The sequence below is a fragment of the Amycolatopsis sp. NPDC034160 genome (assembly GCF_055575355.1).
Window position 1 is genome coordinate 166850 of record NZ_JBVISU010000014.1, and the last position, 21470, is coordinate 188319.

A 21470-nucleotide genomic window follows, 5' to 3' on the forward strand; every position below is an offset into this window, starting at 1 on the left:
TTACAGACCGTCCGTTCAGTAATTCACTGTAGCTCGCGTCCGGGGTCTTGCAAACCCCCGGACGGCGGCGGATCCTTGACATCCACGCGGAAGCGCGCCTTTACTGGCGGCACCCTTTAACAACCGTCCATTCGGTCAGTAACTAGGTGGTCTGGCTTGAGCAGCAACGCCGCGCACACGATGTTCGCCGACGACCTGGCGTCGAGCGCGCTGGGCATCGAGCTGGTCGAGGCCGCCGAAGGGCACGCCGTCGCCACCATGCTGATCACCGAGACGATGGTCAACGGGCACGGCATCGCCCATGGCGGTTACGTCTTCCTGCTCGCCGACACGACGTTCGCCTGCGCCTGCAACAGCCACGGCCCGGTCACCGTCGCCTCGGGCGCGGAGATCTCCTTCGTCGCCGCTGGAAAGCTCGGCGACCACCTCATCGCCACCGCCACCGAACGGACCCGCTACGGGCGCAACGGCATCTACGACGTCACCGTCCACCGGGAGACCCCCGGCGGGCCGGAGGTCGTCGCCGAATTCCGCGGCCGGAGCCGCACCATCGAGAAAGCCACAGGGCGATGACCTTCAGTGACGACGCCGAGAACCTGACCATCGACGAACTCCAGGCGCGGCAACTGAACCGCCTCCGGTGGACACTGCGGCACGCCTACGACAACGTGCCCTTCTACACCAGGAAGTTCGACGAGGCCGGCGTCCATCCGGACGACTGCAAGGCGCTGGAAGACCTGGCGAAGTTCCCCTTCACCACCAAGCAGGACCTGCGCGACAACTACCCTTTCGGCATGTTCGCGGTGCCGGAATCGCAGGTCAGCCGGATCCACGCGTCCAGCGGCACCACCGGTAAGCCGACCGTCGTCGGCTACACCGCCGACGACATCGACACTTGGGCGACGGTGATGGCACGGTCGATCCGCGCGGCCGGCGGGCGACCGGGCGACAAGGTCCACGTGGCCTACGGATACGGCCTGTTCACCGGCGGCCTCGGCGCGCACTACGGCGCCGAGAAACTGGGCTGCACCGTCATTCCCGCGTCCGGCGGCATGACAGCGCGCCAGGTGCAGATCATCACCGACTTCAAACCCGAGATCATCATGGTCACGCCGTCGTACCTGCTCACCCTGCTCGACGAGTTCGAGCGCCAGGGCATCGACCCGCGGAGCAGTTCACTCAAGGTCGGCATCTTCGGCGCGGAACCGTGGACCGAGCAGATGCGCGCCGAGATCGAAGAACGCGTCGGCATCGACGCCGTCGACATCTATGGCCTGTCCGAGGTGATGGGCCCGGGCGTCGCGCAGGAATGCGTCGAGACCAAGGACGGGCTGCACATCTGGGAGGACCACTTCTTCCCCGAGGTGATCGACCCGTTCACCGAGAAACCGATCGACGACACCGGGGAACTGCTGTTCACCTCGCTCACCAAACAGGCTCTGCCGATCATCCGCTACCGCACGCGCGACCTCACCCGGCTGCTCCCGGGCACCGCGCGGCCGGCGTTCCGGCGGATGGAGAAGGTGACCGGCCGCACCGATGACATGATCATCCTGCGTGGCGTCAACGTCTTCCCCACGCAGATCGAGGAAGTCGTGCTGGTGACCCCCGCGCTCGCCCCGCATTTCCAGCTGGTGCGGTCGACCAAGGGCCGGATGGACCAGCTGACGGTCCGCGTCGAAGCCCGTCCGGACGCGACGGCCGAGCAACGCGCGGAGGCCGCCGCTCGGCTGATCACCGGGGTCAAGGACGGGGTCGGCGTGAGCGTCGGCGTCGAGGTGGTCGACCCGGACACCCTGGAGCGTTCGCTGGGCAAGATGCGCCGGGTACTCGACGAGCGGGACCGCGGTTGAGCACGCCCGCCCGCCGGGGGCGCCCCGGCTACGACCTCGAATCGCTGCTGCAGGTCGCGGTCAAGCTGTTCAACGAACGCGGCTACGACGGCACCAGCATGGAGGACCTCTCCCGCAAGCTCGGCATCACGAAATCCGCGATCTACCACCACGTGCCGAGCAAGGAGGAACTGCTGCGGCTCGCCGTCGACCGCGCGCTGAACGGCCTGTTCGCCGTCGCCGCCGAGACGGAATCCTTCGAGGGCAGGGCGATCGAGAAGCTGGAGCATCTGGTGCGGGGCAGTGTCCTCGTCCTGGTCGAGCAACTGCCGTTCGTGACGCTGCTGCTGCGGGTGCGGGGCAACACCAAGATCGAGCGGGCGGCGCTGGCGCGGCGGCGTGAATTCGACCGGCTGGTCACCGAACTGGTGAAACAGGCCGAGACCGAGGGTGACGTGCGGCCCGACATCGATCCGGCGGTCACCGCGCGGCTGCTGTACGGCATGGTGAACTCGCTGATCGAGTGGTACCGGCCGCGCCGGGGTTCGGCGGGGACGGAACTGGCGGACGCGGTGTGCAAGATCGCGTTCGACGGCCTCCGGACCCAATAGCCGTAACTCGCGTGCTTGAAGGCGTAACTCGCGTGTCTGGAGCCGGACCGGCTTCAGACACGTGAGTTACGCCTCCGAGCACGCGAGTTACGCCTTCGGGGGCAGTCGCGCCTGCCAAATCAGCGCGTCCCGCAACTGCTGGATGAGCTGTTCGTCGTCGGCCTCCGACGGATCGACCCCGAGCGGGATCCACCGTTCGCCGACCTCGGTGCCGTTCTCGAAACTGGTGATCACGATCCCGGCGTAGGAGACGGTTTCGTCTCCGCTGTCACCTTGGATCCGGACGTCACGATGCTGCAGCCGCACACTGACCCACCGTCCGGGGCGGCACACCGGTTCGCGTTCGGCACTGGCCATTCGTCCCTACCTATGACGCCCGCTCCCTCGCCCCCAACGTCGCACCCGGGGCCCGGAGGGTTACCGGCCGGTTGTTCCGGTTCGATAACGGCACCCGCTCACGTGAAACGGTTACGCTCGGGCCATGAGCACCGATCCGGAGATCCGGCGGCGCCGACTCGAACCGGCCGCCCGGCGTGCGGAAATCCTGGCCGCGGCACGGCGGCTGTTCGGCGCGGGCACGTACGCCTCGGTGTCGACGTCGGACATCGCGAAGGCCGCCGGGGTGGCCAGGCCGCTGATCAATCACTACTTCGGCGGCAAACGCGAGCTGTACCTGGAAGTCGTGCGGCAGATGATGATCGTGCCCGCGCCGGTGATCGAGAACCTGCCCGACACGACCGCCGAAGAACGGCTCGAGATCAGTGTCCGGCACTGGATCGAGGTCGTCGAACGCAACGAACAGGCGTGGCTGACCGCGATCGGCCAGGAAGCCGTCGGCCGCGACCCGGACATCGAACGGATCATGCTGGAGGGTGACGAGATCGCCGCCGACCGCGTGCTCGCGGCCGCGCTGATGAGCGACATCACCGAAGGGCGCGAAGAACTCCGCGCGATGATCCGCTCGTACGGCGGGATGCTGCGCGCCGCTTCACGCGAGTGGCTGATCCGCGGCACGCTCGACCGCGAGGAACTGCGGGTCTTCCTCACCGACTCGATCCTGCATCTGCTGCGGGTCACTTACCCGGCCGTGCTCGCAACGCGTTCCGCCGGGCATAAGCCGCCGGCGTCATCCCCTTCCAGCGTTTGAAGGCGTAGATGAAGCTCGACGCCTCGGCGTAGCCCAGCCGCAGCGCCACGTCCTCGACACTGAGCACGCCGGTGTCGAGCATCTCCTCCGCCAGGGCTTGGCGAACCTCGTCCAGCAGCGCGCGATAGCCCGTCCCGGCCTCGAACAAGCGGCGCCGCAGTGTGCGGGGGCTGAGCGCGAGCCGTCGCGCGACCTCGTCCATCCCGGCGTCGACCCCGCCGAGCCGCACCAGCCGTTCCCGGACCTGCTGCGCGATTCCGGATCGCTCGCGTTTCCGGGACACCAGCAGATCGCATTGCGCGGCGCAGACCGCGACCGTCTGGTCGTTGGCCTGCGGCAGCGGTTTGTCGAGCAGGAGCGGGTCCAGGGTTGCGACCTGTGACCGGGCGGAGAACGAGGGTGCCAACCCGAACGTCCGCGCATATTCGTCCACAGTGGAGGGTTGCTCGTGCCGGAACGCGAGGGAACGCAGCGAAATGTCCGGGAGGATGTCGCGCATGACGGTGTGGATGGCGCCGAGGTCGCGCAGCATCAGGAAACGGGCGACGTCGCCGGGCACCCGGCTGTCGTCCATGGTCAAGGCGAGCCGCCCGGCCTCGACGGTCACGTGCGGGATGCAGAAGGTGAAGCTCAGGTCCAGGTAGCGCAGGGCGAAGCGCATCGCGTCACCGAGCGTCGGGCTGCTGATGCACGCGAAGCCGAAGATGCCGAACGCGCTGACGCGGTAGCGCCTGCTCAGCCGCAGCGCGACGTCGTCCCCGGCACCGAGCCCGCGGATCAGCTCGCGGACCACGGCGAGTTCCTGGCGCGCGTCGACCTGGCCGTCCACGGGGGCGTTCTCGTAGTGGGTCAGTCCGGTGACGCCGTGGTCGGCGGCGAAGCGGGCCATGAGCACGATGCTCGCCGTGCCACGGGGGTAGTCCCAATCGCGGATCACCGGCGGCGGTAGTTCCATGGCCGGGATTATGGATCCCGGCAGCGATCGACGCATTGAGGACCGTAACTGTCCTGGATCCCGCTTAAGGTGAGCGGCATGTCCGACACGTTGAGCAGGCGCGCGCTGAACCGCGCCATGCTGGACCGGCAGCTGCTGCTCCGGCGTTCGAAGATGACCGCGCTCGAAGCGGTCGAGCAGCTCGCCGGGTTGCAGGCGCAGGCGCCCAACCCGCCGTACTTCGCGCTGTGGACGCGGCTGCACGGCTTCCGCCAGGAAGACCTGGCCGAGCTGCTGCTGGACAAGAGTGTCGTGCGCATCGCGCTCATGCGTGGCACCGTGCACCTGGTGACGCCGTCAGACGCGCTGGCGTGGCGGCCGATCGTGCAGCCCCTCTACGACCGTTCGATGTACAACACCCAGTTCACCCCCGAGATCGCCGGTCTCGATCACGAGGAGATCGCCCGGACCGCACGCAAACTGCTCGGCGAACGGCCGCTCTCGTCGGGTGAACTCGGCGCGGAACTCGCGAAGCGCTGGGAAAGTGCCGGGCCGTCGGCGCTGGTACACGTCGCACGGGCGCTGCTGCCACTGGTGCAGATCCCGCCGCGCGGCGTCTGGGGCAAATCCGGCCAGCCGACCTATCAGACCACTGGGGACTGGCTCGGCGCCGAGCCGGACGCGACGCCGTCGCCGGAGCGGATGTTCAAGCGATATCTGGCCGCGTTCGGACCGGCGTCCGTGCAGGACGCGCAGGCCTGGGCCGGGATCACGAAACTCGGCGAGGTCGCCGAGCGGCTGCGGCCGGAACTTCGGGTGTTCCGTGACGAGAACGGGCGCGAGCTGTTCGATCTGCCGGACGCGCCACGACCGGATCCGGACACCCCCGCGCCGCCGCGGCTGCTGGGGCCGTTCGACCAGACGATCCTGTCCTACGCCGACCGCACGCGGGTGATCAGCGACGAGTACCGCAAGGTCGTCATCACCCATAACGGCCTGGTGAAGGGCACCGTCCTGGTCGACGGGTCGGTGAAGGGCTTCTGGGAGATCAGAGCGGCGAAGAAGGCCGCTTCGGTCGCCATCACGCCGTTCGAGCGCGTCCCGAAGCGCGATCTGGACGCTCTCGAAAGCTCCGCGCACCGCCTCCTGACCTGGGCGCACCCGACGTCCGAGTCGCACTCCGTGCGTTTCGTCCTCTAAATGCGGTAGTTGGTGGCGCGAACTACCGCATTTAGAGGACGAAATGCGGTAGGGGCGTGGCCGGAAATCTCGATTGAGTGGCCGGTCGTCTACTTCCACCAGGGGTGACCGGTGCGTAACTTCGTTCGGCATGGGCGAGACGAGCGTGCTGATCGTAGGGACGGGCTTCGGCGGGGTCGGGACGGCGATCGAACTCAAACGCGCCGGGTTCGACGACTTCACCATCCTGGAGAGCGCCGCCGAACCGGGGGGCGTCTGGCGGGAGAACACCTATCCGGGCGCGGGCTGCGACATCCCCTCGCCGCTGTATTCGTTCTCCTACGAGCCCAATCCTGACTGGCCGAAGCGGTTCTCACTGCAGCCCGACATCCACGCCTACCTCAAACGCGTGGTCCGCCGCCACGCACTCGAACCGCACATCCGCTTCAACACGCGCGTCACCAGCGCGTCGTTCGACGAGGAGCGCGGGCTCTGGCGGGTGGAGACCGCGGGCGGCGAGACCTTCGAGGCCACCGTCTTCGTCCCCGCCGTCGGACAGCTCTCGCGGCCGGTGCTGCCGGACATCCCCGGCCAGGAAACCTTCGAGGGCCCCAGTTTTCACTCCGCGCACTGGGACCACGACGTCGACCTGCGCGGCAAGAAGGTCGCGGTGATCGGCACCGGCGCGAGCGCGATCCAGTTCGTGCCCGAGGTCCAGCGCCAGGCCGCGGAACTGACGGTGTTCCAGCGCACCGCGCCCTACATCCTGGCCAAACGGGACACCCGTTACCGGCGCTGGCAGCAGCGGTTATTCCGGTCGCTTCCCGCCACGCAACTGCTCGGCAGGCTCCGGATCTTCCTGCTCGCCGAGTACGCCACCTACGCGATGACCAAACATCCGCCGCTGGCCAAGGTCTTCGAACTCCGGGCGGCCCAGTTGCGCCGCCGTCACCTCAAGGACCGGGAGCTGCGCGCGAAGCTCACCCCGGACTATCCGCTGGGCTGCAAGCGGATCCTGTTCACCAACGAGTACCTGCCCGCGCTGGCGCAGCACAACGTGGCGGTGGAAACCGGCCGCATCAGCGCGATCACGCCGTCCGGGATGCGCACCGAGGACGGCGTCGAGCACGAGGCCGACGTCATCGTCTACGGAACCGGTTTCGCGGCGACGGACTTCCTCGGTGACCTCAAGGTGCAGGGTCTCGGCGGCCGCGCGTTGTCCGACGCCTGGTCCGGTGGCGCGCGGGCGTACCTCGGCATGACCGTGCCGGGCTTCCCGAACCTGTTCTGCGTCTACGGCCCCAACACCAACCTCGGCGCGGGCTCCATCATCTACATGATCGAACGTCAGGCGCGCTACATCCGCCAAGCCGTCGAACACCTCAGCCGACCCGGAGTGTCCTATATGGACGTCGTTCCCGAGTTCGAGCAGCACTACGACGAGGAGGTCCAGCGACGGCTCGGCGGCAGCGTCTGGACGACCTGCGCCAGCTGGTACCGCGAGGACAACGGCCGCGTGAGCACGAACTGGCCCGGCCTGGTGACCGAATACGACCGCCGGACCAAAACGCTCGACCTCGGCGACTACCGGACGGCGGGAACGCGATGAACTACGACGTGCTGGTGATCGGTTCCGGCTTCGGCGGCAGCGTGACCGCGTTGCGGCTGACCGAGAAGGGCTACCGCGTCGGCGTGCTGGAGACCGGCCGCCGGTTCGCCGACGACGAGTTCGCGAAGACGTCGTGGCGGCTGCGGAAGTACTTGTGGGCCCCGAAACTGGGCTGCTTCGGCATTCAGCGGCTCACGCTGCTGAAGAACACGTTCGTCCTGAGCGGCGCGGGCGTCGGCGGCGGCTCGCTCGTCTACGCGAACACGCTCTACGAACCCTCGGACACCTTCTACGAAGACCCGCAATGGGCGCATATCACCGACTGGAAGGCCGAACTCGCCCCGCACTACGACCAGGCGAAACGGATGCTGGGCGTGGTGGAGAACCCGCTGGTCACCCCGGCCGACCGGGTGCTGCGCGAGGTCGCCGAGGACATGGGCATCGCGGACACCTACCGGCCGGCGCCGGTCGGCGTCTACTTCGGCAAGCGCGACGTCGACCCGTTCTTCGGTGGCGAAGGCCCCACGCGGCAGCCGTGCACGCACTGCGGTGAGTGCATGACCGGCTGCCGGGTCGGCGCGAAGAACACGACGGTCAAGAACTACCTGTACCTGGCGGAAAAAGCCGGCGCGGAGGTCCACCCTCTCACCACCGCGGTGTCGGTCCGGCCGATCGAGGGCGGGTACGCGGTGGATACCGTCCAAACAGGACGGTGGGTGCGCAAGCGCAAGCGGGCCTTCACCGCCTCACAGGTCGTGTTCGCCGCCGCTTCCCTGGGCACGCAAAGGCTTCTGCATTCGCTGAAGGACTCCGGCACGCTGCCGAACCTGTCGCCGCGGCTGGGGTTGCTCGCCAGGACGAACTCCGAGGCCGTCCTCGCCGCGCGGTCGCTGCGCGAGGACACCGACTTCACCCGTGGCGTCGCGATCACGTCGTCGATCCACCCCGACGCCGTCACGCATGTCGAACCGGTGCGTTACGGCAAGGGCAGCAACTTCATGGGCTTGCTGACGACGGTGCTCGTCGACGCCGAGCCGGGGAAACGCCGGTGGGCGCTGGGCCTGCGCGAACTCGTGCGGAACCGCCGGAACCTGGTGCGGCTGCACAACCCGCGACGGTGGTCGGAGCGGATGGTCGGGCTGCTGGTGATGCAGACGCTGAACAATTCCGTGACCACGTACACCAAACGTGGACTCTTCGGCCGCCGCATGACGACGAAGCAGGGCATCGGTGACCCGAACCCCGAGTGGATCCCCGCCGGGCACGAGGTCACCCGGCGAGTGGCGGACAAGATCGGCGGGCTGGCGCAGGGTGCGTGGACGGATCTGGCGAACATTCCGATCACCGGCCATTTCCTCGGTGGTTGCGCGATCGGCGACGGCCCCGAGACCGGCGTCGTCGACCCGTACCAGCGAGTGCACGGCCATCCCGGCCTGCACATCGCCGACGGTTCGGCGATCTCGGCGAACCTCGGAGTGAACCCGTCGCTGACCATCACCGCGCAGGCGGAGCGCGCGAGGTCGTTGTGGCCCAACAAGGGAGAGGCCGACCCGCGGCCACCGCTGGGCTCCCCCTACCGGCGCCTCTCCCCGGTGGCTCCCCTCAAGCCCGTCGTGCCCCCGCACGCTCCGGCCGCCCTCCGCCTCCCCCTCACCCCGCCCTGACCCCCCGCATTTCGTCCTCTAGATGCGGTAGTGCGTACTGCCAACTACCGCATTCAGAGGACGAAACGCGTATCACGGGAGGCCGGCAAGCCCCGCGCTGACGGTGTTGGACCACGCGTAGCCCTGCGAGGCGTCCCAGTTGATCGACCACGTCATCGCGCCGCGGATCGTCGGGTACGTCGTCGACGGCTTGAACGAACCGCAGTTCGTGCCCTTCGCCAGGCAGTTCAGCGCGTTGACCGTGTTACCGGGCGCCTGGTAGCCGCCACCGGCCGCCGAGCCCGACGCGGGCAGACCGAGCCCGACCTGGTCGGCCCGCAGGCCGCTCTGCAGCTGGATGCAGGCCAGCGCGGTGAGGAAGTCGACCGTGCCCTGCGAGTAGACCTTCTGATCGCAGCCGAGCATCGAGCCGCTGTTGTAGTACTGCATGTTGACGATCGTCAGGATGTCCTTGACGTTGAGCGCCAGCTTGAAGTACTCGGCCGCCGGGCTCTGCATGTCGATCGTCTGCGGCGCCATCGTGATGACCGTGCCGCCCGCCGCGTGAATGCTGCGCAGCGCCTGCGCCATGTAGGTCGCGTTGACGCCGTTCTCGAGGTCGATGTCGACGCCGTCGAAGCCGTAGGTCGCGATGAGCGACTTCATGCTGTTGGCGAAGTTCGTCGCCGCGGCCGAGGAGTCGACGCGGATAGTGCCCTTCTCGCCGCCGACGGACAGGATCACCTTCTGCCCTCGCGCCTGCGCCGTCTTGATGTCGGCCTTGAACTGCGCGTCGGTGTAGCCGCCGAGTTGGCTCGACAACCCCGAGTCGAGGGTGAAGGTGACCGCACCCGGCGTGGCCGTGGCGTCGGCGAAGGACACCGCGATGATGTTGTACTTCGTCGGGACGTCGGCGAGCTTGAGCGCCTTCGCGCCGTTGTAGAAGTTCTGCCAGTACCCGGTGATCACGTGCTTCGGCAGGTTCCCGGTCGGCGGGGTGCTCGTCGTGGTCGTCGGCGAGCTGGTGGTGGTAGTGGTCGTCGGGCTCGTGGACGTCGTCGGCGTGGTCGGCGTCGTCGTCGGGGAGCCGCCGGGACCGTCGAGGTTGACGTCGTCGGCGAAGTAGGCGGGCTGGCCGTACCAGCCGTGCAGGTAGATCACGACGCTCGTGGTGGACGCGCCGGTGGTGAAGCTCAGCGAGAGCTGCGACCAGTTGGCCCCGCCCTGGGTCCAGGTGTTCTTGTCACCCGTCCCGGTTCCGGTGACGCCGAGGTAGGTGTAGCTGCCCTGCACCCACGCCGAAAGCGTGTACGCGGTGTTGGCCTTCACCGGCACGCTCTGCGAGCAGCGGGCGTTGTCCTGCCCGGCCGGGGTGGCGCTGAGCGCGTGGCTGCCCGAGTGGACCGGGGTGCTGACCACCGCGTTGGCGCCGGAGCAGGTCCAGCCGCTCGTGGTCCCGAGTTCGAAGCCGGGGTTGGTCAGGATGTTGGCGGCGGAGGCGCTGCCCGACACCGCGAAAGTCACCCCCAGGCAGACGGCCAGTGACGACAGCAGGGCGAGGAACGCGTGTTTCGGCTTGACTTTCACAGGTGGCCTCCACGAACGGGTGACGTCGGCCACATCAAAATGGACTAGACCAATACGGCTGTCAAGGGTTCGGTTAAGGGAGGCCATACGAAAGTCGGCTCGGTACGAGCGGCAGAATGCAGGGTCCGAGAGCACCCGAGGGCGGATTCAGGAGCGTGGGAGTGAGCGTGCAGGGCCTGCAGACAGTCGAGCAGAAGATCGCCGAAGAACTCGGTGTGCGCGAAGGGCAGGTCAGGGCGGCCGTCGACCTGCTGGACGGCGGATCGACCGTGCCGTTCATCGCCCGGTACCGCAAAGAGGTCACCGGGATGCTGGACGACAGCCAGCTCCGCACCCTCGAAGAACGCCTCCGCTACCTGCGTGAACTCGACGAGCGCCGGGTCGCGGTGCTGGATTCGATCCGCAGCCAGGGCAAACTCGACGAAGCGCTGGAAGCGTCGATCATGGCGGCGGACACGAAGTCCCGCCTCGAGGACATCTACCTGCCGTTCAAGCCGAAGCGCCGCACGAAGGCGATGATCGCCCGCGAGGCCGGTCTGGAGCCACTCGCCGACGGGCTGCTGAGCGACCCGAACACCGATCCGCAGGCCGCCGCCGCGGTGTTCGTCGACGCCGACAAGGGTGTCGCGGACGCGCAGGCCGCGCTCGACGGCGCCCGCGCGATCCTCGTCGAACGCTTCGCGGAGGACGCCGACCTCATCGGCGAACTGCGCGAGAAGATGTGGTCGCAGGGCCGGCTGGCTTCGAGGGTCCGCGACGGCAAGGCCGAAGAGGGCGCGAAGTTCTCCGACTACTTCGACTTCTCCGAGCCCTACACCAAACTCCCCTCGCACCGGATCCTCGCGATGTTCCGCGGCGAGAAGGAAGAGATCCTCGACCTCACGATGGAGTCCGAGGAGCCGTCCGAAGAGCCGCGCACCGGGCCGACCGAGTACGAGACCCGCATCGCGCACAAGTTCGGCATCTCCAACGAAGGCCGTCCTGGCGACAAGTGGCTCAACGACACCGTCCGCTGGGCATGGCGCACGAAGATCCTGCTGCATCTGGGCATCGACCTGCGGATGCGGCTGCGCCAGTCGGCCGAGGACGACGCCGTCCGCGTCTTCGCCGCGAACCTGCGCGACCTGCTGCTCGCCGCCCCGGCCGGCACCCGCGCCACCATGGGCCTCGACCCGGGCTTCCGCACCGGTGTCAAGGTCGCCGTGGTCGACGCGACCGGCAAGGTCGTCGACACCCACGTCATCTACCCGCACCAGCCCGCGAACAAGTGGGACCAGTCCATCGCCGAACTGGCGGCGCTGTGCGCCCGGCACAAGGTGGACCTGATCTCGATCGGCAACGGCACCGCGTCACGCGAGACCGACAAGCTCGCCGGTGAGCTGATCAAGAAGCACCCGGAGCTGAAGCTGACCAAGGCCGTCGTCTCCGAGGCGGGCGCGTCGGTCTACTCGGCGTCGGCGTTCGCGTCGCAGGAACTGCCGGGCATGGACGTGTCGCTGCGCGGCGCGGTCTCCATCGCGCGACGGCTGCAGGACCCGCTGGCGGAACTGGTGAAGATCGACCCGAAGTCGATCGGTGTCGGGCAGTACCAGCACGACCTGTCGGAGGTCTCGCTGTCGCGTTCACTCGACGCGGTGGTCGAAGACTGTGTGAACGCGGTCGGCGTGGACGTCAACACCGCGTCGGCGCCGCTGCTGACCCGCGTCTCCGGCATCACGACCGGGCTGGCGGAGAACATCGTGGCGCACCGCGACGCGAACGGGCCGTTCAAGACCCGCTCCGGGCTGAAGGAGGTCGCGCGGCTCGGCCCCAAGGCCTTCGAGCAGTGCGCGGGCTTCCTCCGGATCCCGGACGGCGACGACCCGCTCGACTCGTCCTCGGTGCACCCGGAGGCGTACCCGGTGGTGCGGCGGATCCTGTCCTCGACCGGCACCGACATCCGCTCGCTGATCGGCAACTCGCGGACACTGCAGGCACTGAAGCCCACGGAGTTCGTCGACGACACCTTCGGTCTTCCGACGGTGACCGACATCCTCGCCGAACTCGAAAAGCCGGGCCGCGACCCGCGTCCGGCGTTCAAGACCGCGACCTTCGCCGACGGCGTCGAGAAGATCGGTGACCTCAAGCCGGGCATGCGGCTGGAAGGCGTCGTGACGAACGTGGCCGCGTTCGGCGCGTTCATCGACGTCGGCGTGCACCAGGACGGCCTCGCGCACGTCTCGGCGCTGTCGAAGAACTTCGTCAAGGACCCGCGTGAGGTCGTGAAGCCCGGCGACATCGTCAAGGTGAAGGTCCTGGAAGTCGACGTACCGCGCAAGCGGATCTCGCTGACGCTGCGGCTGGACGACGAGCCCGGCAAGCCTGCTCGCGAGCAGGGCGGCGGCGGTGGCGGCGGTCGTGACCGCGGTCAAGGCGGCGGCCAGCGTCAGGGCGGCGGTCAGCGTCAAGGCGGCCAGGGAGGACGCGGCGGCAACCGGGGCGGGAACTCCGGTGGTGGCGGCGGCTCGCTGGCGGACGCCCTTCGCAAGGCCGGTTACGGCAAGTAAGCCCTCAGACGTGCAATGAGCCTTTTCCATCCTGAGGTTCAGAGGGTGTGGGGGCGTGAGTGGCGCCATTCACGAGCAGGTCTTACCTCGCAGGTAGTCGACTGTGAGGTAAGGCTTGGCCGGGGTGTCCTTTGCCCTTCCGTAAGGCGGCTGGAGGGTTTGACCCGGTCGGGTCGGGGTGGCGATGTGGGGATCGGGACAGGGAGTGTCCCGATTCCCACATCGTCGTGAGGTTGCCCCGGCCCGATGTTGATCAACGATCGACGTCGTGCCGCTCGGGCTCTGCGGCTGACACAGCCGAGTGGAGGATTCCGGCCGCTGGGCGGCCGGAATCCTCCCCACTCGGACGTAGCGGCACCAAGGCGAGGTCAGGTTCCAGCAGGTCAGCAAGTACCGGTCCGCCAGAACCGTCATCACCACTCACGCCCCCCACACCCTCGGAACCTCAGGATGGAAAAGGATGCGATGAAGGGGCCTTTCATAGCAAAATTTGCTATGAAAGGCCCCTTCATCGCAGTCGGCGGCTCAGGGGTTCATGGCGTAGGCGCCCGAGAGGTCACGCACCAGCGACCACACGTGGTCGAAGCGCGCCGCGTCGACGACCGGCTTCCGGATCGAAGCCAGCGCGAGTGCCTGCTGTGCTTCGGTCGAGGACGACTTCCCGTGCAGCTCGACCGCGGTGGCGCTGAAGTCCTGCACCAGGATGGCGAAGATCTGGTCGACGACCTCGGTCTCGATGCCGGTGATCTCGGCCTGCTCCAGTACCAGCTGCCCGTAGACGACCAGCGTGAACAGCTCGGTCAGCGCGAGACCGAAGTCGATGTCCTGCTGCTGAGCCTCGTCCGGTGCCGCGTCGGTGAACAGCTTCACCAGCGCTTCGGCCTGCTCGGTGAACCGCGCGACGTTCGGGATCGCGGACGCCTTGGCGTAGGCCTCGCGCCAGTCGTGGAACCGCACCTTGGACAGCCCGCGCGCGGGGCCTTGGCGGAACAGGAACTCGTCGTCGGCGGCGTCGGAACGCGTTGGCACCGGCTCGTAGGCCTGCGGCGCGAACAGGTACGCGGGCACGAACTTCGCGATCAGCGCGAGGTTCACCGCCACCGTGCCTTCCAGCTTCGGCAGGCCGTCGATGTCGTTCTTGGCCATCGCGAGGTAGGTGTCGGCCTCGAAACCCTTGGCCGCCACCACGTCCGCGACCAGGCCGATGACCTTCTGCGCCTCGGTGGTCACCTTCATCTTGGTGATCGGGTTGAACAGCAGGTACCGGCGGTCGTCCGGGTTCGCGCTGCGGAAGTAGTCCACGGCGCGGTCGGAGAACAGTTTCATCGCGACGAGCCGCGCGTACGCCTCGACGAATTCCCTGCGCACGTGCGGGAATTCGGTGACCTTCTTGCCGTAGAGCACTCGGTTGTGCGCGTGCGTGATCGCCTCGCACAGCGAGTGCGTCGACATCCCGATGCCGCCGAAGCACAGGTTGAACTTGCCGATGTTGACCGTGTTCAGCGCCGCGGAGAACGCTTCGGCGCCGACATGCAGAATGTCCTCTTCGGACACCGGGTAGTCGTCGAGCTTGAACTCGGCGACGTACATCTGGGACGGCACGACGTTCTTCACCACGTGGTAGTTCGGGTGCTCGGAGTCCGCGTAGAAGAACACGTACTGGTCCGGGCCCTCGACACCGTCGATGCGGCCGAACACCGACACGGTCCGCGCGCAGTTCCCGTTCCCGATGTAGTACTTCGACCCGTTCGCGCGGTAACCGCCCGCACCGTCCGGGGTCAGCACGAGGTCCGACGAGTAGATGTCGGCGCCATGCTCCTTTTCGGACAGTCCGAACGCGGCGACGCCGCCTGCCGCGAGCGAGTCCGCCGCGCGTTTGCGAGCGGCCTCGTTCGCGCTCTGCCACACCGGGCCCAGGCCGAGGATGGTGACTTGGAATGGGTACCAATAATTCAACCCGAAAAAGCCGAGGATTTCCGCAAGCGCGGCGATGCGCGCGGTGTCCCAGCGCTTGTCGGGATTCCCTTCGGCGTTGGCACCGGGCGTGAGGAACGTGGAGAACAGGCCTTCCTTGCCCGCGAACTCGATGAAGTCCGCGTAGAAGGTGCGCTCGTGGTAGTCCTCGACGAGCTTGCGCTTGCCTCGCTGTTCGAACCACTCGATGGTCGCACGCAGCAGGCGACGCGTCTCCGGGTCGAACTGCCGTGGGTCGTACCCACCCGGGTTCAGCAACAACGCGGTCGCCTTTTCGCTCATCGTCACTCCTGGTCGCCGAAGTTACTACCCGGTAACCGTAGCGCGCCGCTTCGCCGTCCGGCCACCGAACTCGACCGAAGTCACCTCCCCGTGCTCATTCCGCAGGAAACGCCCGGCGGGCTTACGGGTGTCGGCGGCCGGGCTGATCGCGTCGTCTCCGACGAACACGGCCTCGAACGGCGGCGACGGCGGGAAGTCCCCGATGTCGGTGACCAGCTGAGCCCACAGCGCGCCATCGCGGTCGCTGACCACGAACGCCAGGTCACCGGTCTGGTAGCGGCCGACGTACTCGGCGATGTCCGGCTGGGCCACCGGTGGCAGGCTCGCGAGCGGAGGCACCCCGACCAGCTTCTCCAGGCACCAGTCGATGATCTTCGCGCCCAGCGCGGCCCCGCCCGCGCTGTTGGTCAGCACGGTGACGGCGAAGTTCTCCTCGGGCAGGGTCACGAAGTCCGACAGCTGCAGATTGCTCACGTTGCCACCGTGCCTGACCAGGCACGCTTCACCGTGGGTCGTATGCAGCCAGCTCAGCCCGACCTCCTCGAACCGCAGCGCGGCCTCGCGCTGCGGCGCGCGCATGAGGTCACGGGAAGTGACACTGAGCGGCGGCTTGCCCCCGGCCTCACCGGTCAGGAAGAACCGGGCCCATTTCAGCTGGTCACCCGCCGTGGACCACAGGCCTCCGCTCGCGCTGTCCGCACGGGTCAGGCCCACGGTGTGCGCGACCGCCGGCCCGCCGTCGCGCACCACGTGACCGACAGCGTGACGGCGCGTGAGCACCTCCCACGGCAGGTAGTACGACTCGGTCATGCCGAGCGGTTCGAGCAGCCGGGCGCGGACCAAGTCCTCGAAGGGTTCGCCCGCCACCACCTCGACGACCCGTCCGGCCAGCTGGAAGCCGGCATTGCAATAGGAGAACACCTCGCCGGGCGGGAAATTCTGCGGCAGCTCGCCGAATTTCGCGATCGCGAGGGCCAGCGCGTCGTCACCCCAGCCGGTGGTGAAGTCGACGTCGCCGAGAAACCCGGCGGAGTGGGTGAGCAGATGCCGGAGTGTCACCGTGTTCCGCGCGACCGGATCCGCCAGCGGGAGCTCGGGAAGGTACTCGACGACCGGCCTGTCCAGGTCGAGCAGACCGTCCTCGACCAAGGCCATGACGGCGGCCGCGGCGAAGGTCTTGCTGGTGGAGCCGATCATGAACAGCGTCCCGGCGTCGACCGGCAGCCCGGTGTCCACACTGGACACTCCGGTGGCGAGAACCGACTCCTGGCCGCGGTGCGTCACCCCCACCACGGCTCCGGGGACACCCGCCTCCCGCGCCCCCTCGTCGAGTACGCCTCGCAGCTCCTGAACGTTCGACACCCGTGTCCCCTTTCATGCGGTCAGGCCAGCGTTTCACCGCGGCGCCGCGCCCGGCTCGTACGAACCGACGAACATCACCGGACCGGTGCGGGCGATATCACGTGGTCCGGGAGATCACGACCCGCTACACTGGAGTCGCGGTCCGCTCAGTTCTGCCTCGGGCCGCGTTTCGTTGTCGAAGACCACGCGCCGCGGCCCCCCGAGGTCTGCGCCGGGCAGGACAACCCTTCCTATCCGTACGGAGATACCAGGGCGCGCCTGTGCCCACACGCTTATGAGCACACCTACTTTCACCGAACTCGGCCTGCCCAAGACCCTCGTGGACTCGCTCGCCGAACAGGGCGTCACCAGCCCGTTCCCCATCCAGGCCGCCACGCTGCCGCATTCGCTGGCAGGCCGGGACGTCCTCGGCCGCGGCCGCACCGGCTCCGGCAAGACCTACGGCTTCGTGCTGCCCGTCCTCGCCCGGCTCGCCGCCGGCCCGACGCGGCGCCGCCCCGGCCGTCCGCGCGCGCTGGTGCTGGCACCGACCCGCGAACTGGCCACCCAGATCGAGGCTTCGTTCGTTCCGCTGGCCAAGCCGCTCGGCCTCAAGGTCACCACCATCTTCGGCGGGGTCAGCCCCAACCCGCAGATCACCCGGCTGCGTGACGGCGTCGACATCGTCGTCGCCTGCCCCGGCCGGCTCGCCGACCACATGCGTTCGGGCGAGGTGAAGCTCGACAACATCGAGATCACCGTGCTGGACGAGGCCGACCACATGGCCGACCTCGGCTTCCTGCCCGACGTCCGGCGCATCATGGCCGAGACCCCGGAGCGCGGCCAGCGGCTGCTGTTCTCCGCGACCCTCGACGCGGGCGTCGACGTGCTGGTCAAGCGCTTCATGCACAACCCGGTCACGCACAGCGTCGACTCGGCGCAGTCACCGGTCTCGACCATGAAGCACCACGTGCTGCACCTGGAGGAGACCCACCGGCTGGCGGTGCTGATCGACCTCACCGCGGCGCCGGGCCGCACGCTGGTGTTCACCCGCACGAAGCACCGCGCCAAGCAGCTGACGCGCAAGCTCATGGCCTCCGGCGTGCCGGCGGTCGAACTGCACGGCAACCTCGGGCAGACCGCGCGGACGCGCAACCTGGAGGCGTTCTCCTCCGGCGCGGCGAAGACACTGGTCGCGACCGACATCGCCGCCCGCGGTATCCACGTCGACGACGTCACGCTGGTCATCCACGCCGACCCGCCGGTCGAGCACAAGGCGTACCTGCACCGGTCCGGCCGGACCGCGCGGGCCGGGGCCTCCGGCACCGTCGTCACGCTGATGACCGACGCGCAGGTCGGCGACGTCCGCGACCTCACCCGCAAGGCCGGTATCAAGCCGACCACGACACAGCTCGGCCCCGGTCACCCGCTGCTGGCCGAGCTGGCTCCCGGCGAGCGTTCGTTCGACGCGTCACCGCGGCGGCCGATCGTGGACACCCGGCCGAAGAAGGTCTCCGCCAGCGGCGAGGCCATCCTCGGCAAGGGCGACGAGGAAGAGGACCGCCCGGCAGGCGGCCGTGGCCGCGGTAACCGGGCAGGCCGTGGCCGTGGCCCGTCCGTCGGTGGCCGGGGTGCTTCCGGCGGCCGTCGCGGTAGCTCCTCGGAAGGCCGTTCGCGTCAGCCCCGGGCGGAGGGCGATCGCCGCGGTGGCGCGCCCACCGGTCAGGGCCGTCGCGCGGCCGAGACCACCGGACGTCGCGAAGGCGCGGCCAAGGGCGGTCAGGCTCGTCGAGGTGCGGCCGAGTCGCAGCCGCGCCGGGCTTCCGGTGCCGCGAAGTCCCAGTCCCAGTCCCGCAACGGCTCCGGCGGCGCTCCGGCCCGTCGTGGTGGTGCCGCCGCGTTCTCCTCGGGAACCCGCGCCGGAGCCCGCCGCTCCCGCTGAGGCTCGCCTCGTACCGGCAGTGTCATGAGGGGTCCCCATAGGACGAATCACGTCTTATGGGGACCCCTCATGACGTTTCGAGACGGCGGTCACCTCAGTTCCGGGCGGCGGCGCGGGCTTCGGCGGCCGCACGGCGCTCTTCGAACCGCGACGCCTGGGTGTCGAGGGTCTTCAGGAACTGATCGAGTTCGTCCCTGGCCTTCTCCCCCACCTCGCCGAGCCCTTCCAGCTCGAAGATCTTCCACTGCCGCAGCAACGGCCAGATCACTTCGTCGTGGTGGATTCGCAGGTCGTAGATGCCCGCCTTCGCGATCAGCGCGGCCTTTCGTACGAAGCTCGGGATCACTGCGCCCGGCATCTGGAACTGGACGACCTCGTCGGTGATCGCGCGCATCATCGCGTCGGGGGTGAGCTCCAGCGACGCCTGCACCAGATTCCGGTAGAAGACCATGTGCAGGTTCTCGTCCATCGCGACCCGGGAGAGCAGCTTCTCGCACAGCGGATCCTGCGTGTACCGCCCGGTGTTGCGGTGCGAAATCCGCGTCGCCAGCTCCTGGAACGACACGTAGGCGAAGACGTTCAGCAACGCCTTGTCGCCACTGTCGTATCCGGCCTGCATCGTCTGCATCCGGGCCCGCTCCAGCTCGACCGGGTCCACCGCGCGCGTCACCAGCAGGTAGTCGCGGATGCAGATGCCGTGCCTGCCCTCCTCCGCGGTCCAGCGGTGCACCCAGGTGCCCCACGCGCCGTCGCGGCCGAAGGCCCGCTCGATTTCCCGGTGGTAGCTCGGCAGGTTGTCCTCGGTGAGGAGGTTGACCTCCAGCGAGGTCCGCGCGATGGGCGACACCCGCGACTGCTCGGGATCCCACGGCTCGCCGCCCAGTTCGGCGAAGTTCTTCCCTTCGCTCCACGGCACGTACTCGTGCGGCAGCCATTCCTTGGCGACCGAGAGATGGCGGTTGAGGTTCTCCTCGACCGTCCCCTCGAGCTCGAGCATCAGCCGGGTGCTTTCGGGGACCGTGGTCATGCGTTCGTCCTTCCTGGGTACGGAAAACGCCTACCTACGACACCGTAACTTACGGTCTCGTAGGTAGGCCACCGTCGGAAGATGAACGCTCAGGCCTCGTGAGTGGTAATGACGGTTAGAACCGTCATTACCACTCACGAGGCCTAGAGCGAGGCGGTCAGCCCCCGCGCGCGCAGGACCGACCGCTCCAGCGGCCGGAACACGATCAGTTCGATGCCGACGCCGACCAGCAGGATCAGGAAGATCGCCGAGATCACGGCCTCCATGCTGTTGAACGACGAGCCCTCGTTCAGGTACGCGCCGAGCCCCTTGCCGAGTGCCGGGGACAGCGCGATCAGTTCGGCCGCCATCAGCGAACGCCACGAGAACGCCCAGCCCTGCTTGAGCCCGGCCAGGAAACCGGGCAGCGCGGCGGGCAGCAGGATGTGCCGGGCGGAGGAGAGCCTGCCCGCTCCCATCACCTGGCCGACCCTCGGCAGGATCGGCGGGATCTGGTCGATGCCCGAGACGAGGCCGTTCGCGATCGACGGCACCGAACCCAGCAGGACGACGAAGTAGATCGAGGCGTCGTTCAGCCCGAACCACAGGATCGCCGCCGGCACCCAGGCCACCGACGGAAGACTTTGCAGCCCGGTCAGGAACGGCCCGACGGCTGAACGGACCAGCCGGACCTTCGCCACCAGCAGGCCGAGCGGGGTGCCGATGAGCACCCCGATCAGGAAGCCCAGCGCGGCACGGTGCACCGATGTCCAGACGAACTCGAAGATCTCCCCGTCGGTGGTGATGCCGACGAGTTCGGCCCAGACCGTGAGCGGGGCGGGCAGCATCGACTCGGGCCAGAACGCGGCGGCCCACAAGGCCTGCCACAGCGCGACCAGCAAGATCAGGAAGACCACTGGCGGCACGAAGCCGCGCAGGAACCGTTTCCCCCGGCTTTCCCGGCGTTCCCCGGCGGGGGTGTCGAGCGAGTCGAGCCCCGCGCCGACGGCCTCGTCCGCCTCCTCCGCCGCGATTTCGGGGCGGTCAAGCCGCGGCATGGGTACTGATCACCTCCCGGAGGTGACCGGTGATCTCCAGCGTCAGCCCTTCGGCGTCGGAGGCTTGGACGTCGCGCCATTCGCGCACCACGCGGCCCGGCCGCGACGAGAGCAGCACGACCCGCTGGCCGAGCCGGACGGCCTCGCGGACGTCGTGGGTCACGAACAGCACCGACGTGCCGGTGCTGCGGTAGACCCTCAGCAGTTCCCCCTGGAGGACGTCGCGGGTGATGGCGTCGAGCGCGGCGAACGGCTCGTCCATCAGTAGCAGCGACTGCTCCGGGTCACCGCCTACGCGCAGGGTCGCGGCCAGCGCCCTGGCGAGCGCGACCCGCTGGCGCATCCCCCCGGACAGCTCGTGCGGCCGCTTGTCGCCCGCGCCGCCGAGGCGGACGAGATCGAGGAGTTCGCCCGCCTTTTCGCGGCGCTCGGACCGGCCGAACCCGGCCAGCCGCAGCGGGAGTTCCACGTTGCGGGCCGCGGTCAGCCACGGCATCAGCGCGGCCTCCTGGAACATCACCGCGGGACGGGAGGTCTCGAGGGTGATCGAGCCGGAAGTCGGCTGGTCGAGGCCCGCGACCAGGTTCAGCAGGGTGCTCTTGCCACAGCCGGAGGCGCCCAGCAGGCAGACGAACTCGCCGGGGGCGACGGTCAGATCCATCCCGTCGAGGGCCACGACGGCACGGCCGGTGGGACCGAACGCCTTCCGGACGCCGTCGAGGCGCACGGCGACGCCGGTGGACAGGCCGGGCTCCAAGGTGGTCGTCATCGCTGATCCC

At 68.4% G+C, this 21470-nt stretch carries 17 protein-coding genes; 9 read left to right on the forward strand and 8 right to left on the reverse strand.

Annotated elements, in window-relative coordinates:
- Positions 1–180 precede the first annotated feature (180 nt).
- From paaI to ACZ54P_RS26210, 3 genes are read left to right on the forward strand one after another with little or no spacing between them, the layout of a single operon-like run.
- Positions 181–573, forward strand: coding sequence for a hydroxyphenylacetyl-CoA thioesterase PaaI (paaI, locus tag ACZ54P_RS26200; protein ID WP_465464266.1), 393 nt, complete (start codon positions 181–183; stop codon positions 571–573).
- A complete protein-coding gene (paaK, locus tag ACZ54P_RS26205; protein ID WP_465464206.1) occupies positions 570–1853 on the forward strand; it encodes a phenylacetate--CoA ligase PaaK in 1284 nt (427 codons plus the stop codon). Before paaI ends, paaK begins: the two co-directional genes overlap by 4 nt.
- A complete protein-coding gene (locus ACZ54P_RS26210) occupies positions 1850–2443 on the forward strand; it encodes a TetR/AcrR family transcriptional regulator (RefSeq protein WP_044856178.1) in 594 nt (197 codons plus the stop codon). Before paaK ends, ACZ54P_RS26210 begins: the two co-directional genes overlap by 4 nt.
- Positions 2444–2530: 87 nt before the next feature.
- Here the strand turns inward: ACZ54P_RS26210 and ACZ54P_RS26215 are convergent, their stop codons facing one another.
- Positions 2531–2800 (reverse strand): hypothetical protein, encoded by a 270-nt coding sequence (locus tag ACZ54P_RS26215; protein ID WP_465464207.1) that lies wholly within the window; start codon positions 2798–2800, stop codon positions 2531–2533.
- A gap of 124 nt (positions 2801–2924) precedes the next feature.
- On the opposite strand from ACZ54P_RS26215, the gene ACZ54P_RS26220 reads away from it, so the two are divergent.
- A complete protein-coding gene (locus tag ACZ54P_RS26220; RefSeq protein ID WP_465464208.1) occupies positions 2925–3590 on the forward strand; it encodes a TetR/AcrR family transcriptional regulator in 666 nt (221 codons plus the stop codon).
- Here the strand turns inward: ACZ54P_RS26220 and ACZ54P_RS26225 are convergent.
- A complete protein-coding gene (locus tag ACZ54P_RS26225) occupies positions 3517–4545 on the reverse strand; it encodes an AraC family transcriptional regulator (RefSeq protein WP_465464209.1) in 1029 nt (342 codons plus the stop codon). The two genes, ACZ54P_RS26220 and ACZ54P_RS26225, sit on opposite strands and share 74 nt — an antisense overlap.
- A 78-nt stretch (positions 4546–4623) precedes the next feature.
- Here ACZ54P_RS26225 and ACZ54P_RS26230 point away from each other — a divergent pair, with 78 nt between their 5' ends.
- The 3 genes from ACZ54P_RS26230 to ACZ54P_RS26240 all read left to right on the forward strand — a co-directional run bounded on the left by ACZ54P_RS26230 (position 4624) and on the right by ACZ54P_RS26240 (position 8976).
- Positions 4624–5724: a winged helix DNA-binding domain-containing protein gene (locus tag ACZ54P_RS26230; protein ID WP_465464210.1), complete on the forward strand. Its 1101-nt coding sequence runs from the start codon at positions 4624–4626 to the stop codon at positions 5722–5724.
- A 130-nt stretch (positions 5725–5854) separates the two neighbouring features.
- Positions 5855–7312 (forward strand): flavin-containing monooxygenase, encoded by a 1458-nt coding sequence (locus ACZ54P_RS26235; protein WP_465464211.1) that lies wholly within the window; start codon positions 5855–5857, stop codon positions 7310–7312.
- A complete protein-coding gene (locus ACZ54P_RS26240; RefSeq protein WP_465464212.1) occupies positions 7309–8976 on the forward strand; it encodes a GMC oxidoreductase in 1668 nt (555 codons plus the stop codon). Before ACZ54P_RS26235 ends, ACZ54P_RS26240 begins: the two co-directional genes overlap by 4 nt.
- A 72-nt stretch (positions 8977–9048) precedes the next feature.
- Here the strand turns inward: ACZ54P_RS26240 and ACZ54P_RS26245 are convergent, their stop codons facing one another.
- Positions 9049–10542, reverse strand: coding sequence for a chitinase (locus ACZ54P_RS26245; RefSeq protein ID WP_465464213.1), 1494 nt, complete (start codon positions 10540–10542; stop codon positions 9049–9051).
- A gap of 161 nt (positions 10543–10703) precedes the next feature.
- Here ACZ54P_RS26245 and ACZ54P_RS26250 point away from each other — a divergent pair, with 161 nt between their 5' ends.
- The gene (locus ACZ54P_RS26250) at positions 10704–13088 is read left to right on the forward strand and encodes a Tex family protein (protein WP_465464214.1); all 2385 of its coding nucleotides are present in this window, start codon (positions 10704–10706) and stop codon (positions 13086–13088) included.
- Between the two features lie 525 nt (positions 13089–13613).
- On the opposite strand, the gene ACZ54P_RS26255 is transcribed toward ACZ54P_RS26250, so the two are convergent.
- Both ACZ54P_RS26255 and ACZ54P_RS26260 read right to left on the reverse strand, forming a co-directional pair.
- Entirely contained in the window at positions 13614–15344 is a 1731-nt protein-coding gene (locus tag ACZ54P_RS26255; protein ID WP_465464215.1) for an acyl-CoA dehydrogenase, read from the reverse strand.
- A 24-nt stretch (positions 15345–15368) separates the two neighbouring features.
- Positions 15369–16706: a serine hydrolase domain-containing protein gene (locus ACZ54P_RS26260; RefSeq protein ID WP_465464216.1), complete on the reverse strand. Its 1338-nt coding sequence runs from the start codon at positions 16704–16706 to the stop codon at positions 15369–15371.
- A gap of 274 nt (positions 16707–16980) precedes the next feature.
- On the opposite strand from ACZ54P_RS26260, the gene ACZ54P_RS26265 reads away from it, so the two are divergent.
- Entirely contained in the window at positions 16981–18627 is a 1647-nt protein-coding gene (locus ACZ54P_RS26265; RefSeq protein WP_465464217.1) for a DEAD/DEAH box helicase, read from the forward strand.
- Positions 18628–18721: 94 nt separating this feature from the next.
- Here ACZ54P_RS26265 and ACZ54P_RS26270 read toward each other — a convergent pair whose 3' ends face one another.
- From ACZ54P_RS26270 to ACZ54P_RS26280, 3 genes are all read right to left on the reverse strand, one after another.
- The gene (locus ACZ54P_RS26270) at positions 18722–19654 is read right to left on the reverse strand and encodes an acyl-ACP desaturase (RefSeq protein WP_465464218.1); all 933 of its coding nucleotides are present in this window, start codon (positions 19652–19654) and stop codon (positions 18722–18724) included.
- 143 nt (positions 19655–19797) lie between these two features.
- Positions 19798–20691 carry an ABC transporter permease gene (locus tag ACZ54P_RS26275; RefSeq protein ID WP_465464219.1) on the reverse strand — a complete coding sequence of 298 codons (894 nt, stop codon included), beginning with the start codon at positions 20689–20691 and terminating at the stop codon, positions 19798–19800.
- Positions 20678–21460 (reverse strand): ABC transporter ATP-binding protein, encoded by a 783-nt coding sequence (locus tag ACZ54P_RS26280; RefSeq protein ID WP_465464220.1) that lies wholly within the window; start codon positions 21458–21460, stop codon positions 20678–20680. The genes ACZ54P_RS26275 and ACZ54P_RS26280 overlap by 14 nt, the downstream gene beginning before the upstream one ends.
- Positions 21461–21470: the final 10 nt, after the last annotated feature.

What these genes read in the sequence shown, in the direction of transcription:
- paaI (WP_465464266.1), top strand. Translation starts at nt 181, where the DNA reads ATGTTCGCCGACGACCTGGCGTCGAGCGCGCTGGGCATCGAGCTGGTC.
- paaK (WP_465464206.1), top strand. Translation starts at nt 570, where the DNA reads ATGACCTTCAGTGACGACGCCGAGAACCTGACCATCGACGAACTCCAG.
- ACZ54P_RS26215 (WP_465464207.1), bottom strand. Translation starts at nt 2,800, where the DNA reads ATGGCCAGTGCCGAACGCGAACCGGTGTGCCGCCCCGGACGGTGGGTC.
- ACZ54P_RS26220 (WP_465464208.1), top strand. Translation starts at nt 2,925, where the DNA reads ATGAGCACCGATCCGGAGATCCGGCGGCGCCGACTCGAACCGGCCGCC.
- ACZ54P_RS26225 (WP_465464209.1), bottom strand. Translation starts at nt 4,545, where the DNA reads ATGGAACTACCGCCGCCGGTGATCCGCGATTGGGACTACCCCCGTGGC.
- ACZ54P_RS26230 (WP_465464210.1), top strand. Translation starts at nt 4,624, where the DNA reads ATGTCCGACACGTTGAGCAGGCGCGCGCTGAACCGCGCCATGCTGGAC.
- ACZ54P_RS26235 (WP_465464211.1), top strand. Translation starts at nt 5,855, where the DNA reads ATGGGCGAGACGAGCGTGCTGATCGTAGGGACGGGCTTCGGCGGGGTC.
- ACZ54P_RS26240 (WP_465464212.1), top strand. Translation starts at nt 7,309, where the DNA reads ATGAACTACGACGTGCTGGTGATCGGTTCCGGCTTCGGCGGCAGCGTG.
- ACZ54P_RS26255 (WP_465464215.1), bottom strand. Translation starts at nt 15,344, where the DNA reads ATGAGCGAAAAGGCGACCGCGTTGTTGCTGAACCCGGGTGGGTACGAC.
- ACZ54P_RS26265 (WP_465464217.1), top strand. Translation starts at nt 16,981, where the DNA reads ATGAGCACACCTACTTTCACCGAACTCGGCCTGCCCAAGACCCTCGTG.
- ACZ54P_RS26270 (WP_465464218.1), bottom strand. Translation starts at nt 19,654, where the DNA reads ATGACCACGGTCCCCGAAAGCACCCGGCTGATGCTCGAGCTCGAGGGG.
- ACZ54P_RS26275 (WP_465464219.1), bottom strand. Translation starts at nt 20,691, where the DNA reads ATGCCGCGGCTTGACCGCCCCGAAATCGCGGCGGAGGAGGCGGACGAG.
- ACZ54P_RS26280 (WP_465464220.1), bottom strand. Translation starts at nt 21,460, where the DNA reads ATGACGACCACCTTGGAGCCCGGCCTGTCCACCGGCGTCGCCGTGCGC.